14 protein-coding genes are annotated in these 16,424 nt (G+C 72.2%); 9 read left to right on the forward strand and 5 right to left on the reverse strand.

Annotated features, from left to right (window positions below):
- The first annotated feature begins 89 nt into the window (after positions 1 to 89).
- Entirely contained in the window at positions 90 to 1,745 is a 1,656-nt protein-coding gene (gene ptsP / locus PED38_RS00500) for a phosphoenolpyruvate--protein phosphotransferase (protein WP_270979086.1), read from the forward strand.
- A 92-nt stretch (positions 1,746 to 1,837) separates the two neighbouring features.
- Here ptsP and PED38_RS00505 read toward each other — a convergent pair whose 3' ends face one another.
- The 5 genes from PED38_RS00505 to PED38_RS00525 all read right to left on the reverse strand — a co-directional run bounded on the left by PED38_RS00505 (position 1,838) and on the right by PED38_RS00525 (position 6,739).
- The gene (locus PED38_RS00505; RefSeq protein WP_063071670.1) at positions 1,838 to 2,599 is read right to left on the reverse strand and encodes a succinate dehydrogenase iron-sulfur subunit; all 762 of its coding nucleotides are present in this window, start codon (positions 2,597 to 2,599) and stop codon (positions 1,838 to 1,840) included.
- Between the two features lie 58 nt (positions 2,600 to 2,657).
- Positions 2,658 to 4,481, reverse strand: a complete 1,824-nt coding sequence (sdhA, locus tag PED38_RS00510) for a succinate dehydrogenase flavoprotein subunit (RefSeq protein ID WP_270979089.1) — start codon at positions 4,479 to 4,481, stop codon at positions 2,658 to 2,660.
- A 34-nt stretch (positions 4,482 to 4,515) separates the two neighbouring features.
- Complete coding sequence (locus PED38_RS00515) at positions 4,516 to 4,977, reverse strand: succinate dehydrogenase hydrophobic membrane anchor subunit (protein ID WP_063071672.1); 462 nt, start codon at positions 4,975 to 4,977, stop codon at positions 4,516 to 4,518.
- 2 nt (positions 4,978 to 4,979) lie between these two features.
- Positions 4,980 to 5,414, reverse strand: a complete 435-nt coding sequence (sdhC, locus tag PED38_RS00520) for a succinate dehydrogenase, cytochrome b556 subunit (protein WP_081235003.1) — start codon at positions 5,412 to 5,414, stop codon at positions 4,980 to 4,982.
- Between the two features lie 149 nt (positions 5,415 to 5,563).
- A complete protein-coding gene (locus tag PED38_RS00525; RefSeq protein WP_270979092.1) occupies positions 5,564 to 6,739 on the reverse strand; it encodes a glycosyltransferase family 4 protein in 1,176 nt (391 codons plus the stop codon).
- A 117-nt stretch (positions 6,740 to 6,856) separates the two neighbouring features.
- On the opposite strand from PED38_RS00525, the gene PED38_RS00530 reads away from it, so the two are divergent.
- The 8 genes from PED38_RS00530 (at position 6,857) to PED38_RS00565 (ending at position 16,400) form a co-directional block, all read left to right on the forward strand.
- Positions 6,857 to 7,978 (forward strand): mannose-1-phosphate guanylyltransferase, encoded by a 1,122-nt coding sequence (locus PED38_RS00530; RefSeq protein ID WP_063071673.1) that lies wholly within the window; start codon positions 6,857 to 6,859, stop codon positions 7,976 to 7,978.
- 74 nt (positions 7,979 to 8,052) lie between these two features.
- On the forward strand, positions 8,053 to 9,126 hold the full coding sequence (locus PED38_RS00535) for a BMP family lipoprotein (RefSeq protein ID WP_270979094.1): 1,074 nt from the start codon (positions 8,053 to 8,055) through the stop codon (positions 9,124 to 9,126).
- A gap of 150 nt (positions 9,127 to 9,276) precedes the next feature.
- Complete coding sequence (locus PED38_RS00540; protein WP_270979095.1) at positions 9,277 to 10,371, forward strand: BMP family lipoprotein; 1,095 nt, start codon at positions 9,277 to 9,279, stop codon at positions 10,369 to 10,371.
- An 81-nt stretch (positions 10,372 to 10,452) separates the two neighbouring features.
- The gene (locus PED38_RS00545; protein ID WP_270979096.1) at positions 10,453 to 11,994 is read left to right on the forward strand and encodes an ABC transporter ATP-binding protein; all 1,542 of its coding nucleotides are present in this window, start codon (positions 10,453 to 10,455) and stop codon (positions 11,992 to 11,994) included.
- Complete coding sequence (locus PED38_RS00550; protein ID WP_270979098.1) at positions 11,991 to 13,373, forward strand: ABC transporter permease; 1,383 nt, start codon at positions 11,991 to 11,993, stop codon at positions 13,371 to 13,373. The genes PED38_RS00545 and PED38_RS00550 overlap by 4 nt, the downstream gene beginning before the upstream one ends.
- The gene (locus PED38_RS00555; protein WP_081235005.1) at positions 13,370 to 14,677 is read left to right on the forward strand and encodes an ABC transporter permease; all 1,308 of its coding nucleotides are present in this window, start codon (positions 13,370 to 13,372) and stop codon (positions 14,675 to 14,677) included. The genes PED38_RS00550 and PED38_RS00555 overlap by 4 nt, the downstream gene beginning before the upstream one ends.
- Positions 14,674 to 15,105, forward strand: coding sequence for a cytidine deaminase (locus PED38_RS00560; protein ID WP_063071677.1), 432 nt, complete (start codon positions 14,674 to 14,676; stop codon positions 15,103 to 15,105). Before PED38_RS00555 ends, PED38_RS00560 begins: the two co-directional genes overlap by 4 nt.
- Positions 15,102 to 16,400 (forward strand): thymidine phosphorylase, encoded by a 1,299-nt coding sequence (locus tag PED38_RS00565; RefSeq protein ID WP_270979100.1) that lies wholly within the window; start codon positions 15,102 to 15,104, stop codon positions 16,398 to 16,400. Before PED38_RS00560 ends, PED38_RS00565 begins: the two co-directional genes overlap by 4 nt.
- Positions 16,401 to 16,424 lie beyond the last annotated feature (24 nt).

Below are 16,424 nucleotides of genomic sequence, written 5' to 3' on the forward strand. Positions count from 1 at the left end.
GCGTGGACGGGCCGTTCCGGCAGCCCCACCGGACAGCCCACCCGCGCACGGCGTCCGTGCGCGCGGCCGCACCCGAGCGAGGAGTCCCCGTGCGCATCACCGGTATCGGAGTCGGACATGGAGTGGCCGTCGGGTCCGTGATGCGGATGCCCGACCCGCTCCCCGAGCCCACCACGGATCCCTTCACGGGCGACGCCGCGGCCGAGGTCGCCCGGGTCTCGGAGGCGCTCGCCGCCACGGCCGACGACCTCGCGGAGCGGGGTGCCCGCGCCGGCGGCGACGCGAAGGACGTGCTCGACGCCCAGTCGCTCATGGCGCGCGACCCCGCGCTCCTCGACTCGGTCGGCCACCTCGTCGGTCAGGGCCGCTCCGGTGAGCGCGCCGTGTTCGAGGCGTTCGCCACCTTCCAGGAGCTCCTCACGGGCATGGGCGGCTACATGGCCGAGCGCGCGGCCGACCTCGCGGACGTCGCCCAGCGCGTCATCGCCCGGCTCCGCGGGGTGCCCGCGCCCGGCATCCCCACGGCCGACGCGCCCTTCGTGCTCGTCGCGCGCGACCTCGCGCCCGCCGACACCGCGCTCCTCGATCTCGACCGCGTGCTCGCCCTCGTCACCACGGACGGCGGCCCCACCAGCCACACCGCGATCCTCGCCCGCAGCCGCTCCATCCCCGCCATCGTCGGGGCGAGGGGAGCGGCCGACCTCGCGGAGGGCGACGAGGTCGTCGTCGACGCGGCCGCGGGCGTCGTGATCGCGCACCCGGACGCCGCCCTGCGCCAGGACGCCCTCGACCGGATCCGCGCCCGCGAGGAGGCCCTCGCCGCGCCCCTCACCGACGGCGCGCTGGCCGACGGCACGCCCGTCCCGCTCCTCGCCAACCTCGGATCCCCGGCCGAGGCGGCGCGCGCCGTCGAGCTCGGCGCCGAGGGCGTCGGCCTCTTCCGCACCGAGTTCCTGTTCCTCGACGCCGCCGAGGCGCCGTCCGTCGCGGAGCAGACCGTGCAGTACACGGCCCTCCTCGCGGCCTTCCCCGGCCGCAAGGTCGTCGTCCGCGCGCTCGACGCCGGCGCCGACAAGCCGCTCGCGTTCCTCACCGGCGCGCACGAGGAGAACCCCGCGCTCGGCCTCCGCGGCCTCCGCGCCCTGCGCGCCGCCCCCGAGATCCTCCGCGACCAGCTCACGGCCCTCGCCGCCGCGGACGCCGCCACCGACGCCGACCTCTGGGTCATGGCGCCCATGGTCGCCGACGCCGAGGAGGCCGCCTGGTTCGTCGACCTCGGCCGGGAGCTGGGCCTCCGTACCGTCGGCGTCATGGCCGAGGTGCCGTCGCTCGCGCTCCTCGCCGACCAGGTCGTCGAGGTCACCGACTTCGTCAGCGTCGGCACCAACGACCTCACGCAGTACACGATGGCCGCCGACCGGATGCTCGGCTCCGTCGCGTCCTACCAGGACCCGTGGCACCCGGCCGTCCTCCGCCTCGTACGCGCGCTGGGCGACGCGGGCCGGGCGTCCGGCACGCCCGTCGGCATCTGCGGCGAGGCGGCGGCGGATCCGCTCCTCGCCGTCGTCCTCGTGGGCCTCGGCGCGACGAGCCTCTCGATGACCCCGGCCGCCCTCGCGGACGTCCGCCTCGAGCTCGGCCGCCGCACCCTCGACGACGCCCGCTCGGCCGCCGAGGCCGTGCTCACCACGCGCACGGCCACGGAGGCGCGCGCCGCCGCCGAGCGGATCCTCGCCGACCGCTGATCGGCGGCCCGGGCGACGCGCACCCGGACACGACGACGGCCCCGCCGCTCCGAGGAGCGGCGGGGCCGTGCGCGTGCGGGGGAGCGGCGGCGCTACGCCTTGCCGCGCATGATCGCCTGCTTGACCTCGGCGATCGCCTGCGTCACCTGGATGCCGCGCGGGCACGCCTCGGAGCAGTTGAAGGTCGTGCGGCAGCGCCACACGCCCTCCTTGTCGTTGAGGATGTCGAGGCGCACGTTCGACTCGTCGCGCGAGTCGAAGATGAAGCGGTGCGCGTTGACGATGGCGGCCGGGCCGAAGTACTGGCCGTCGGTCCAGAACACGGGGCACGACGACGTGCACGCGGCGCACAGGATGCACTTGGTGGTGTCGTCGAAGCGGGCGCGCTCGGCGGCGGACTGGATCCGCTCCTTGCCCTTCTCCGGCTTCGTGTTGGAGATGAGGAAGGGCTGCACGTCGCGGAACGACTCGAAGAACGGCTCCATGTCGACGACGAGGTCCTTCTCCAGCGGCAGGCCCTTGATGGCCTCCACGTAGATGGGCTGGTCGATGTCGAGGTCCTTGATGAGCGTCTTGCAGGCCAGACGGTTGCGCCCGTTGATGCGCATCGCGTCGGATCCGCACACGCCGTGCGCGCAGGAGCGGCGGAAGGTCAGCGACCCGTCCTGCTCCCACTTGATCTTGTGCAGCGCGTCGAGGACGCGATCGGTCGGGTACACCTCGACGTCGAAGTCCTCCCACCTCGGCTCCGCGTCCTGGCCGGGGATGAAGCGGCGGATGATGAGGGTCACCGTGAAGGTGGGGATGGCCGAGGCCTCTCCGGCGGGGGGTGCGTCCAGGGTTGCGGTGCTCACGGGTGCGTTCCTATTCCGTAGGTGGTGCGGTGACGTGCGGCGGCGCTGACCCGAGGGGTCAGTACTTCCGCTCCATCGGCTGGTAGTTCGTGATGACCACGGGCTTGGTGCTCAGCTTGATGTGGTCGCCGGCGTCGGTGCTGTGCGCGTCGCCGGTGAGGTACGCCATGGTGTGGACCATGTAGTTCTCGTCGTCCCGCTTGGGGAAGTCCTCGCGGAAGTGGCCGCCGCGGCTCTCCTTGCGGTACATCGCCGAGTACACGACGACCTCCGCGAGGTCGAGCAGGAAGCCGAGCTCGATGGCCTCGAGCAGGTCGGTGTTGAAGCGCTGGCCCTTGTCCTGCACCTGGATGTTCGTGTACCGCTCGCGCAGGTCGGCGATCACCTTGGTGACCTCGATCAGCGTGTCCTCGGTGCGGAACACCTGGGCGTTGCGGTCCATCGACTCCTGCAGCTCGCGACGGAGCGTCGAGATGCGCTCGGTGCCGTTGGAGTTCCGCGCGCCCTCGACGAGGCCCTTCACGAAGTCGGCCGCGTCGGCGGGCAGCGGCGTGAAGTCGACCGTCTTCACGTACTCGGCCGCGTAGTTGCCCGCGCGCTTGCCGAACACGTTGATGTCGAGGAGCGAGTTGGTGCCGAGGCGGTTGGATCCGTGGACCGACACGCACGCGCACTCGCCGGCCGCGTAGAGGCCGGGCACCACGGTCGTGTTGTCCGAGAGGACCTCGGCCTTGATGTTCGTGGGGATGCCGCCCATCGCGTAGTGCGCGGTGGGGAGCACGGGCACGGGCTCCGTGTAGGGCTCGACTCCCAGGTACGTGCGCGCGAACTCGGTGATGTCCGGGAGCTTCGCGTCGATGACGGCGGGCTCGAGGTGCGTGATGTCGAGGTAGACGTAGTCCTTGTTCGGGCCCGCGCCGCGCCCCTCGCGGATCTCCGTGGCCATGCACCGGGCGACGATGTCGCGGGGCGCGAGGTCCTTGATGGTGGGGGCGTAGCGCTCCATGAAGCGCTCGCCCTCGCTGTTGCGGAGGATCGCGCCCTCGCCGCGCGCCGCCTCCGACAGGAGGATGCCGAGGCCCGCGAGGCCGGTCGGGTGGAACTGGAAGAACTCCATGTCCTCGAGCGGCAGGCCCTTGCGCCAGATGATCCCGACGCCGTCGCCCGTGAGGGTGTGCGCGTTCGAGGTGGTCTTGTAGATCTTGCCGAAGCCGCCCGTGGCGAAGATGACGGCCTTCGACTGGAAGACGTGGATCTCGCCGGTCGAGAGCTCGAGCGCCACGACGCCCGCGGGCTGCTCCTTGCCGTCGACCTCGGCCATGACGAGGTCGAGCACGTAGAACTCGTTGAAGAAGTTGATGCCGAACTTGACGCAGTTCTGGTACAGCGTCTGCAGGATCATGTGGCCCGTGCGGTCGGCCGCGTAGCAGGAGCGGCGCACCGGGCTCTTGCCGTGGTCGGCCGTGTGGCCGCCGAAGCGCCGCTGGTCGATCTTGCCGTCGGGCGTGCGGTTGAAGGGGAGGCCCATGTTCTCGAGGTCGATGACCGCGTCGATGGCCTCCTTGGCGAGGATCTCCGCCGCGTCCTGGTCGACGAGGTAGTCGCCGCCCTTGACGGTGTCGAAGGTGTGCCACTCCCAGCTGTCCTCCTCGACGTTCGCCAGCGCCGCGGCCATGCCGCCCTGCGCCGCGCCCGTGTGCGAGCGGGTGGGGTAGAGCTTCGAGATGACGGCCGTGTTCGCCTGCGGTCCCGCCTCGATCGCCGCGCGCATGCCGGCGCCGCCCGCACCCACGATCACGATGTCGAACTGGTGGTAGTGGACGCCGTCCACGATGGTGCTCGTGGAGGGCTCGGAACCGGGGGTCGCGGTCTCAGTGGTCACAGGACTCTTTCTCGAGGCGGATGGGCGGCGGGGATCAGATGTCGCCGCAGAAGGAGGGCAGGAGGTCCGCGGGCTGGCCGGCGGGGCACGGGTCGAACGTGAAGACCACGAGCGTGCCGAGCACGATGAGGACCACCGTGGACGCGACGAGCGCGCCCTTGAGGATCGTCCGGGTGCGGGGCGACGCGGCGTAGTCGTTGACGAGCGTGCGCATGCCGTTGGCGCCGTGGATGACCGCGAGCCAGAGCAGCGCGATGTCCCACACCTTCCAGAACGGGTCCGACAGCTTGCCGCCGACGAACGCGAAGTCGATGGCCTTGATGCCCTCGCCGTTGATGAGGTTGACGTAGAGGTGGCCGAAGATGAGCACGACGAGCACGACGCCTGAGGCGCGCATGTACATCCAGCCCCACTTCTCCCAGTTGATCCCGCCCTGGGGGCGCGGACGCGGCTGGCGCGGACGCTCGATGCTCACCTGCTGTGCGATGTCGCTCATGATCAGATCCATCCCGCTTCGCTGAACACGTTCATGAGGTGGCGCGGCACGAAGCCGGCCATGAGCACGACCCACAGGCCGATGACCACGTAGAACATGAGGCGCTGGTGCTTGGCGCCGAAGCGCCAGAAGTCGATGAGGATGATCCGCAGCCCGTTGAGCGCGTGGAACCCGATCGCGCCGACGAGGGCGACCTCGCCGATGCCCATGACGGGGTTCTTGTACGTGCCGATGACCGCGTTGTACGCCTCGGGGCTGACCCGGATGAGGCTCGTGTCGAGCACGTGCACGAGGAGGAAGAAGAAGATGGACACGCCGGTGATGCGGTGCAGCACCCACGACCACATGCCCTCGCGGCCCCGGTACAGCGTCCCGGCGGGGACCTTCGGTGCGCGTGAGCTCTGCGGTGCCCGGGTTCCTGCCGTCTTGATGGACACGGAACGACCCTCCCTGATGCTGGTGCTCCGTGGGCGGAGCCCCTTCCGCGCCGTCTTTGCGCGTCCTGACGAGTCTACGGCCGGTCCCGGGCGGTCGCCCGTTAGGGGACCCTAAGCGGCGAGGGCGACCCGCTGCCCGGGCGGTGGTGTCAGGCGCCGACGGGCACGGCGTCGGGCGCCGTCGGATCCACCGAGGCGAGCGACGACCGGCGCGCGGAGACGGCGCGGCCGTAGTGGCCGATCAGCTCGTCGCCGATGGTGGCCCACGAGCGGCCGAGGACCGCGCGGCGGCCGGCCTCGCCCATGCGGAGGCGCATCGGCTCGCTGGCGGTCAGCTCGGCGACCAGCCGCCGCAGGTCCGCGTCCCTCGGGGACGCCGGGTCGAAGAGGAACCCGTCGGTGCCGTGGGCGACGAGGTCGATGGGCCCGCCCGCGTGCGGGGCGACGACCGGGAGGCCGGAGGCGTGCGCCTCCTGCACCGTCTGCCCGAACGTCTCCTCGGTGCCCGTGTGCACGAACACGTCCATCGCGGCGTACGCGGCGGCGAGCTCGCGTCCTCCCACCCGCCCGAGCCACGTGACGGGCATGCCCGCGAGGGCGCGTCGGGCGGAGGCCTGGCTCGGGCCGTCGCCCGCGATGAGGAAGCGGACGCCGGGCAGCCCGCGGAGCGCCTGCAGGCGTTCGAGCTGCTTCTCGGGGGCGATCCGTCCCACGTAGCCGACGACGGTCTCGCCGTCCGGGGCGACCCGGCGGCGGAGCGCGACCGCGTCCCCCATCGCCCGGTTGCGCGGGTGGTAGCGGTCGAGGTCCACGCCGCGGCCCCAGCGCGCGACGCGCTCGACGCCCGCGGCGGCGAGGTCGGCGGCGGCGGCGCTCGACGGCGCGAGCGTCAGGTCGGCGCCCTGGTGGATCCACCGCACCAGCCGCCACACGTACGGCGCCGTCGCGGCGAGGCCGTTGCGCCGCGCGTAGCCGGCGACGTCGGTCTGGAACACGGCCACCGACGGGGTGTCGATGCGGGTCGCCGCGGCGATGGCCTGCGCGCCCAGGAAGAGGGGGGAGGCCGCGTGCAGCACGTCCGGCGCGAAGTCCGTCAGGAGGCGCAGCACCTGGGGGTTCGGGATCCCGACGGGGAACTGCCGGTAGGCGATGGCGGGCACGCCGTGCACCCGGAAGCCCGCGAACTCCGCGGGCGCCCCGGCGTCGGGGGCGATGACGAGCACCTCGTGCCCGCGGTCCCGCAGGTGCTCGAGGACACGGCAGACGCTCGTGGTGACGCCGTTGACGGTGGGGAGGAAGCTCTCGCTGACGACGGCTACGCGCATGCCGCCGACGCTAGGCACCGGCGCCCAATACGGCCCCGCGGCGTCGTGAACGCGCCCTTGCCGGCGCGTGAACTCGGCGCATCCAGCGGGCTCCGGGCCCTCTACTAGGGTGGGCCCATGGCCGAGCAGACGAGCGCGATCTCCCGTTTCTACAGCGTCATCCCCGCTGGGGGAGTGGGCTCCCGGCTCTGGCCCCTGTCGCGCGCCGACGCCCCGAAGTTCCTGCACGACCTCACCGGATCCGGCCGCACGCTCCTCCGCGACACGTGGGAGCGCCTCGCCCCGCTGTCCGGCGAGGACCGGATCATGGTCGTCACCGGCCGCGCCCACCGCGCCGCCGTCGAGGCCCAGCTGCCCGAGCTCGCCGACCTCAACGTCGTGCTGGAGAGCGAGGGCCGGGACAGCACCGCGGCCATCGCGCTCGCCGCCGCCATCCTCGAGCGCCGGGAGCCGGGCGTCATCATCGGCTCATTCGCCGCCGACCACGTCATCGCCGACCCCGACCGCTTCCGCGACACCGTGCGCGAGGCCGTCATCGCGGCGGACGCCGGCTACATCACCACCATCGGCATCACGCCCACCGAGCCCGCCACGGGGTTCGGCTACATCCACACGGGCAAGGCGCTCAGCATCGCGGAGGCGCCGCACGCCCTCGAGGTCGCCTCGTTCGTGGAGAAGCCCAGCATCGGGGTCGCCCGCGGCTACGTGAAGGGCGGCACGCACCTCTGGAACGCGGGCATGTTCATCGCGCGCGCGGACCGCCTGCTCGAGGAGCTCGGCCGCACGGAGCCGGAGCTGCTGAAGGGCGTGCTCGAGCTGGCCGAGGCGTGGGATACCGCCGACCGCGGCCTCGTCGTCGACCGCGTCTGGCCCAACCTCAAGAAGATCGCCATCGACTACGCGGTCGCCGAGCCCGCGGCCGCGCGCGGTGCCCTCGCCGTGATCCCCGGCCGCTTCGCCTGGGACGACGTCGGCGACTTCGCGTCCGTGGCCAAGATGCACTCGAACGGGCGGAAGTCCGACCTCGTGATCCTCGGCGAGGACGCGCGCGTCCTGTCCGACGCGTCGAGCGGCATCGTGGTGGCGAACAGCAAGCGCGTGATCAGCCTCATCGGCGTGCGCGACATCGTGGTCGTCGACACCCCGGACGCGCTCCTCGTCACCACGAAGGAGAACGCGCAGCGGGTCAAGAGCGTGGTGGACGCGCTCAAGCTCAGCGGCGGGACGGACGTCCTGTAACGAACGGGTAACGAACCCCTCCGGGGGTTTCCGGCGGCCGAGAGGCCCGAGAGCCGCGCCGTTAGATTCCGGGGATGCCCCGCATCCGCCGCCTCGCGCGCGCCGCCTCCCTGTCCATCGCCTTCCTCTCCGCCGCGGTCCTCGCCGGATGCGGCGCGGCCCCCGAGCCCGGCGCCGCCTCGGCTGCCGCGAGCGGGTACTGCGCCCGGATGGTCACGAACTCGGGCGGCCTCCAGGACCGCTCCTTCAACCAGTCGAGCTGGGAGGGTCTGCAGCGCGCCGAGCAGGAGCTCGGGATCCAGGCCGACGTGCTCGTGTCGACGTCCGAGACCGACCTGGCGCCGAACGTCCAGCAGGCCGTCGGCACAGGGTGCGGCTTCGTGCTCACCGTCGGCTACGAGCTGGCCGAGGCGACCACGGCGGCGGCGGCCCAGAACCCCGACGTGCACTTCTCGATCGTCGACGAGGTCGTCGACGCCCCCAACGTGAAGCCGCTCGTCTTCGACACCGCTCAGGCCTCCTACCTCGCGGGCTACCTCGCGGCGGGCGTCAGCCAGACGGGCAAGGTCGGCACCTTCGGCGGCGGCAACCAGCCGCCCGTCACCCTCTTCATGGACGGCTTCGTCGACGGCGTCGCCGCCTACAACCAGGCCCACGGCACGAGCGTCCAGGCGCTCGGCTGGGACGCGGCGGCGCAGGACGGCACCTTCACGGGCGACTTCGAGGACGTGTCGAAGGGCCAGACCACCACGCAGAACCTGCTCGACCAGGGCGCGGACGTCATCATGCCGGTCGCCGGGCAGGTGGGGGAGGGTGCCGCGTCGGCGATCCTCGCGCACGGCAGCGGCAAGCTGATCTGGGTCGACAACGACGGCTACGACACGCTTCCCGCCGAGTACCGGCCGCTCCTGCTCACGAGCGTGCTCAAGGACACCGGACAGGCCGTGGTCGACATCGTGGGGGACGACCAGAAGGGGTCCTTCTCCTCGGAGCCGTACGTCGGGACGCTCGCGAACGGCGGCGTGGGCCTCGCGGGGTACCACGACCTCGCCGCCTCGGTGCCGGCCGGGCTGCAGTCGGAGCTCGACGCGCTGAAGGCCCGGATCGTGTCCGGCGAGGTCGAGGTGCGGTCCGTCTCGACGCCATAGCAGGACCCGTGTTGCCGCGGTGTTTCGGGGCCGTCGCGAGTGGATAACGCTTGCACCCCCGGTCCCGATCCGGGCGCCAGGAGCATTCCCGCGCATGGGTAACATGAACGCACATCGCCCGGGGGACCCGGGCTGCACCTGGAGGCCACAGTGACCATCACCACCCGAAAGGCCGCCCTCGGCGGTCTCGCCGCCGTCGGCATCACCGCGATCCTCGCGGGCTGCGGCGCCGCCCCCGAGTCGACCGCGGGAGGCACGGGCGCCGCCGCGAAGAGCGACCTGCGCACCTGCATGGTCTCCGACTCCGGCGGCTTCGACGACAAGTCGTTCAACCAGCTCGGCTACGAGGGCCTCAACAAGGCAGCGGATGACCTCGGGCTCGTCAAGCCGAACGCCGTCGAGTCGGCCGCGGAGACCGACTTCGCGCCGAACCTCACCAACCTCGCCGACCAGGGCTGCGGCCTGATCGTCACCGTCGGCTACCTCCTGGCGGACGCCACCAAGGAGGCGGCGGCGTCCAACACCGACATCGAGTACGCGATCATCGACGACGCGACCATCGACGCCCCGAACGTGAAGCCCATCACGTTCAACACGAGCGAGGCCGCGTTCCTCGCGGGCTACGCGGCGGCGGCCTACTCGAAGACCGGCACGGTCGGCACCTTCGGCGGACTGCAGATCCCTACCGTCACCATCTTCATGGACGGCTTCGTCGACGGCGTGAAGTACTACAACGAGCAGAAGGGCAAGGACGTCAAGGCCATCGGCTGGGACGTCGCCAGCCAGACCGGCTCGTTCACCGGCGGGTTCGAGGCGAACCCCGCCGCGAAGACCAGCGCGCAGACGCTCATCGACCAGGGCGCGGACGTCATCATGCCCGTCGGCGGCCCGATCTTCCTCAGCGCGGGGCAGGCGATCCGCGACTCCGGGGACAAGAAGGTCGTCATGGTGGGCGTCGACTCCGACGCGTACGAGAGCGCGCCCGACCTCAAGGACCTCTTCCTCACCTCGGTGCTCAAGGGCATCGACGCGGGCGTCGAGGACGTCGTGAAGACGGCGGCGGACGGGAAGTTCGACGCGACCCCGTACGTCGGCACCCTCGAGAACGGCGGCGTCGACATCGCCCCGTTCCACGACTACGAGTCCGAGGTCCCGTCGGAGCTGTCCGGCGAGATCGAGAAGATCAAGGCCGGCATCATCGACGGCTCGATCTCGGTCGAGTCGCCCTCGTCGCTGACGAAGTAGCATCGAACGCACCGCGGGGGGATCGGCAGGCGCCGGTCCCCCCGTCGCGTGTCCACCCGACCCACCGAACGGATTGATCCGATGAAGCTCGAACTGCGGGGCATCACCAAGCGCTTCGGCGCCCTGGTCGCCAACGACCACATCGACCTGGTGGTCCAGCCCGGGGAGATCCACTGCCTCCTCGGCGAGAACGGCGCCGGCAAGTCCACGCTGATGAACGTGCTCTACGGCCTGTACCAGGCGGAGGAGGGCGACATCCTCCTCGACGATCGCGTCGCCCGCTTCGCCGGACCCGGCGATGCGATGGCCGCCGGCATCGGCATGGTGCACCAGCACTTCATGCTCATCCCCGTGTTCACGGTCGCGGAGAACGTCATGCTCGGCCACGAGGAGACGAAGGCCGGCGGCCGGCTCGACCTGGCCGCGGCCCGCGCGAAGGTGCGCGAGATCTCGGCCCGGTTCGGCTTCGACGTGGATCCCGACGCCCTCGTCGACGACCTGCCGGTGGGGGTGCAGCAGCGCGTCGAGATCATCAAGGCGCTGTCGCGCGACGCGAAGGTGCTCGTGTTCGACGAGCCGACGGCCGTGCTCACGCCGCAGGAGACCGACGAGCTCATGGTCATCATGAAGCAGCTGCGGGACGCGGGCACGGGCATCGTCTTCATCACCCACAAGCTGCGCGAGGTGCGCGAGGTCGCGGACCGCATCACGGTCATCCGGCTCGGGAAGGTGGTCGGCGAGGCCGAGCCCACCGCGAGCAACGCCGAGCTCGCCGCCCTGATGGTCGGCCGGAGCGTGTCGCTCACGGTCGCGAAGGAGCCGGCGTCGCCCGGCGACGCGGCCCTCGTCGTGCGCGACCTGACGGTCGTCGACGCCGCGGGCCAGGTCGTCGTCGACGGCGTGAGCTTCGAGGTGCACGCGGGGGAGATCCTCGCCATCGCCGGCGTGCAGGGCAACGGGCAGACCGAGCTGACCGAGGCGATCCTCGGCCTCCAGGCGCGCGTCACCGGCACCATCGACCTGGACGGCACGCGCCTCACGGGCCGCTCGGTGCGCCGCGTGCTCGACGCGGGCGTGGGCTTCGTGCCCGAGGACCGCAACGAGGACGGGCTCGTCCCCGAGTTCACCATCGCCGAGAACCTCATGCTCGACCGGTCCGACAGCCCGCCGTTCGTGGTGGCCGGATCCCTGAAGCTCGCCTACCTCGACTCCTTCGCGCGCGACCGCGTGCGCGAGTTCGACATCCGCACGCAGGGCATCGACACCCACGTCGGCCGGCTCTCCGGCGGCAACGCGCAGAAGGTCGTGCTCGCCCGCGAGCTCAGCCGGGAGCTGCGGCTCCTCGTCGCCGCGCAGCCCACGCGCGGCCTCGACGTCGGCTCCATCGAGTTCGTGCACACGCGCGTCGTCGAGACGCGCGACCGGGGCCTGCCCGTCATCGTCGTCTCCACGGAGCTCGACGAGGTCGCGGCGCTGGCCGACCGCATCGCCGTGATGTACCGCGGCGGCATCGTCGGCATCGTCCCGGGCGACACCCCGCGCGACGTGCTCGGCCTGATGATGGCCGGCGAGGTCCCCGCATCCGCCACCACCCCCACGACCGCCGGAGGGCGCACCGCATGACCGACGACACCACTCGTCCCGAGGGCCAGGGCCCCGCGGTCCCGTCCGCCGGACAGCTGCCCGCGTCCGGTCGCGAGGCCGGATCGGTGGGCGACCCCACGCGCGCGGAGGCGCCCGCGGGCGTCGCGGCCGTGGATGCACCCGCCCCCGCCGACGGCCCCGCGCCCGAGGCGGAGGGCTCGCGCGCCGGCCAGGTGCTCCGCGAGATCGCGTCGGGCAGCGCGCTGCTGTCCGTGCTCGCGGTCGTGCTGTCGCTCCTCGTCGGCGCGCTGCTCATCGCCGTCACCGACGAGGCGACGCAGAAGGCCGCCGGCTACTTCTTCCAGCGCCCCACCGACACGCTGAGCGCGGCGTGGGACGCCGCGTCGGGCGCCTACTCCGCGCTCTTCCAGGGCTCGATCTACAACTTCCGCCGCCCGGGCTTCGCGAACGGCATCAAGCCGCTCACGGAGACGCTCACCTTCGCGACGCCGCTCATCGCGGCCGGCCTCGGCGTCGCGCTCGCGTTCCGCGTGGGCCTGTTCAACATCGGCGCGCGCGGGCAGATGCTCATCGCCGCGGCGTGCGCCGGCTGGGTCGGCTTCAGCTTCGACATGCCGCCCGCGCTGCACCTCGTGCTCGCGGTGGGCGCGGGCATCCTCGGCGGCGCGCTCTGGGGCGGGATCGTCGGGCTCCTCAAGGCGCGCACGGGCGCGCACGAGGTGATCGTCACGATCATGCTCAACTACGTCGCCTTCTACCTCCTCTCCTACCTGCTGCGGACCCCGGGCCTCCTCCAGGCGCCCGGGTCGAACAACCCGAAGACCCCGGGCATGAAGGACAGCGCGGTCTTCCCCGCCCTCCTCGGCGACGGCTACTCGCTGCACGCGGGCTTCCTCGTGGTCGTCCTCGCGACGGTGCTGGTCTGGTACCTGCTCAACCGCTCCGGCCTCGGATTCCGCTTCCGCGCGGTGGGCGAGAACCCGAGCGCGGCGCGCGTCGCGGGCATCGACGTCAAGAACTCCTACCTCTACGCGATGCTCATCTCCGGCGGGCTCGCGGGCCTCGCCGGGGCGAGCCAGGTGCTCGGCACCGTCACCACGGGCTTCAGCTCGGGGATCGACGCGGGCATCGGCTTCGACGCCATCACGGTGGCGCTGCTCGGCCGCAGCCGGCCCTGGGGCGTCTTCGTCGCCGGGATCCTGTTCGGCGCGTTCAAGGCCGGCGGCTTCTCGATGCAGGCGGCCGAGGGCGTGCCCATCGACATCGTCGTGGTCGTCCAGTCGCTCATCGTCCTGTTCATCGCGGCGCCCCCGCTCGTGCGGGCGGTCTTCCGCCTCCCCGCGCCGGGCCAGGCGCGTCGCACCACCCGGATCCGGAAGGCGGCGACGGCATCGTGACCGCGACGACCCCCACCACCCCCGCCCCGACGCCCGCGCCCCAGGATCCGGCTGCCGCGGCCCTCGAGCGCTCCGTGGCGACCAGCTGGAAGGCCCCCGTCGCGTTCGGGATCTTCACGCTCATCTCCCTGGTCCTCTTCGTGCTCCTCGGCCGGGAGGGCTCGAGCACGTTCGGCCTCTCGACGGGGACGGACCTCATCCAGCTCGCCCCGGTCGTGCTGCCGACCGCCGCGACCGGCGTGGTCGTGACCGTCGCCCTCGCGGCGCTCACGGTCGTCGCGGCCCTGCTGGTGCGCCGCGCGGCGAAGGTGCCGCTGTGGCTCACGGCCGTCTTCGCCGTGCTGTTCCTCGTGGCGTTCCTCACCTGGGCGTCCGCCGGCCAGACGATCCCCGTGCCCGGGCTCCTCGTGGGCACGGTCGCGCTGTCGGTGCCGCTCATCTTCGGCGCGCTCGGCGGCGTCCTCTCGGAGCGCGTCGGCGTCGTCAACGTCGCCATCGAGGGGCAGCTGCTCGCCGGCGCCTTCGTCTCGGCGGTCGTGGCGTCGATCACGGGCCAGCCGCTCATCGGCCTCGCCTCGGCGATGGTGGCCGGCATGCTGGTGTCGTTCGTGCTCGCGGCCTTCGCGATCAAGTACCTGGTCGACCAGGTGATCGTCGGCGTGGTGCTCAACGTGCTCGTCACCGGCCTCACGAGCTTCCTCTTCTCGCAGGTGCTCTCGGCCGACCCCGAGCGGCTCAACTCGCCGCCGCGGTTCGACCGGATCGACATCCCGCTGCTCGGCCAGATCCCCATCATCGGCCCGGTGCTGTTCCGGCAGACGATCATCGTCTACCTCATGTACGTGGCCGTCTTCCTCGTCTGGTACTGCCTGTTCCACACCCGCTGGGGCCTGCGCCTCCGCGCGGTGGGCGAGCACCCGCAGGCGGCCGACACCGTGGGCATCAAGGTCGCGCGCACCCGGTTCTGGAACGTGTCCCTCGCGGGGGCCATCGCGGGTCTCGGCGGCGCGTTCTTCACGCTCGGCTCCGTGGGCGCGTTCAACAAGGAGATGACCGCCGGCGCGGGCTTCATCGCGCTGGCCGCGGTCATCTTCGGCCGGTGGGATCCGCTGCGCGCCACGCTCGCGGCCCTCCTGTTCGGCTTCGCGAGCAACCTGCAGAACGTCCTCGGCGTCATCGGGTCGCCCGTGCCGAGCGAGTTCATGCTGATGCTGCCGTACGTCGTGACCATCGCCGCGGTCGCCGGACTCGTGGGGCAGGTGCGCGGCCCCGCCGCGGCCGGCAAGCCCTACGTGAAGTCGTGAGCGGCGCGGAGCCCGTGGAGTCGGGCGGCATCGACTGGGGATCGCTCCGCGAGGCGGCGCACGAGGCCATGGGCCGGGCGTACGTCCCGTACTCGAGGTTCCCCGTGGGCGTCGCCGCCATCGCCACCGACGGCCGGGTCATCACGGGCTGCAACGTGGAGAACGCGTCCTACGGCCTCACCCTCTGCGCCGAGTGCGCGCTCGTCTCCGTGCTGCACCTCACGGGCGGCGGCCAGCTCGTCGCCTTCACGTGCGTGGACGGCGACGGCAACATCCTCATGCCGTGCGGGCGCTGCCGTCAGCTGCTGTTCGAGCACGCGGTGCCGGGCATGCTGCTGGAGACCGTCTCGGGCATCCGCACGATCGACGAGGTGCTGCCCGACGCCTTCGGGCCGAGCACCTTGGACGCCTACGGGAGCCGGTCGTGAGCGCCGCGTTCGACGTCGTCGACCTGATCCGCGCCAAGCGCGACGGCGGTCGGCTCTCGACCGCCGAGATCGACTGGCTGGTCGCTGCGTACACCGACCGCTACGTGGCGGACGAGCAGATGGCCGCGCTCGCGATGGCGATCCTGCTCCGCGGCATGGACCGCGCGGAGATCCGCGACCTCACCCTCGCCATGATCGCGAGCGGCGAGACGCTCGACTTCTCGGGGCTCGGCAAGCCCACGGTCGACAAGCACTCCACGGGCGGCGTGGGCGACAAGATCACCCTCCCGCTCATGCCGCTGGTCGCCTCCTACGGCGTCGCCGTGCCGCAGCTCTCCGGCCGCGGACTCGGCCACACGGGCGGCACGCTCGACAAGCTCGAGTCGATCCCGGGCTGGCGCGCCGACCTCTCCACCGAGGAGATGGTGCAGCAGATGAAGGATCACGGCGGCGTGGTCTGCGCGGCCGGCAGCGGGCTCGCCCCCGCGGACAAGCGGCTCTACGCGCTCCGCGACACCACGGGCACGGTCGAGGCGATCCCGCTCATCGCGTCCAGCATCATGAGCAAGAAGATCGCGGAGGGCACGGGCGCCCTCGTGCTCGACGTGAAGTTCGGCGGCGGCGCCTTCATGACCGACATCGACCGGTCGCGCGAGCTCGCACGCACCATGGTCGAGCTCGGCACGGACGCGGGGGTGCGCACGACCGCGCTCCTCACCGACATGGACGTGCCGCTCGGCCTCGCCATCGGCAACGCCAACGAGGTGCGCGAGTCCGTCGAGGTGCTCGCGGGCGGCGGTCCGGCCGACGTCGTGGAGCTCACGGTCGCGCTCGCGCGGGAGATGCTCGCCGCGGTCGGGATCCCGGACGCCGACGTCGAGGACGCCCTCCGCGACGGCCGCGCCATGGACTCGTGGCGCGCGACCGTGCGCGCGCAGGGCGGGGATCCGGACGCCGCGCTGCCCATGGCCCGCGAGACGCACGTGGTCACCGCGGAGCGCGACGGCGTGCTCGTGCGGCAGGACGCGCTCCCGTTCGGCATCGCCGCCTGGCGCCTCGGCGCCGGACGCGCGCGCCAGGGCGACGCCGTCCAGCACGCCGCGGGCGTCGACCTGCACGCGAAGCCGGGGGACCGCGTCCGCCATGGCGATCCGCTGTTCACCCTGTCCGCCGACGAGCCGGAGCGGTTCGCCCGGGCGCTGGAGTCGCTCGAGGGCGCCTACCGCGTCGGCGACCCGGACGAGTTCGTCGCCCGCGGCCCGCTCGTGCGGGAGCGCATCACCGCCGAGGGCTGACCCGGGGCCGGCCGGTCGCCGTGC

The sequence above is a fragment of the Clavibacter sp. CT19 genome, from assembly GCF_027858075.1.
Lineage (GTDB): Bacteria > Actinomycetota > Actinomycetes > Actinomycetales > Microbacteriaceae > Clavibacter > Clavibacter tessellarius_A.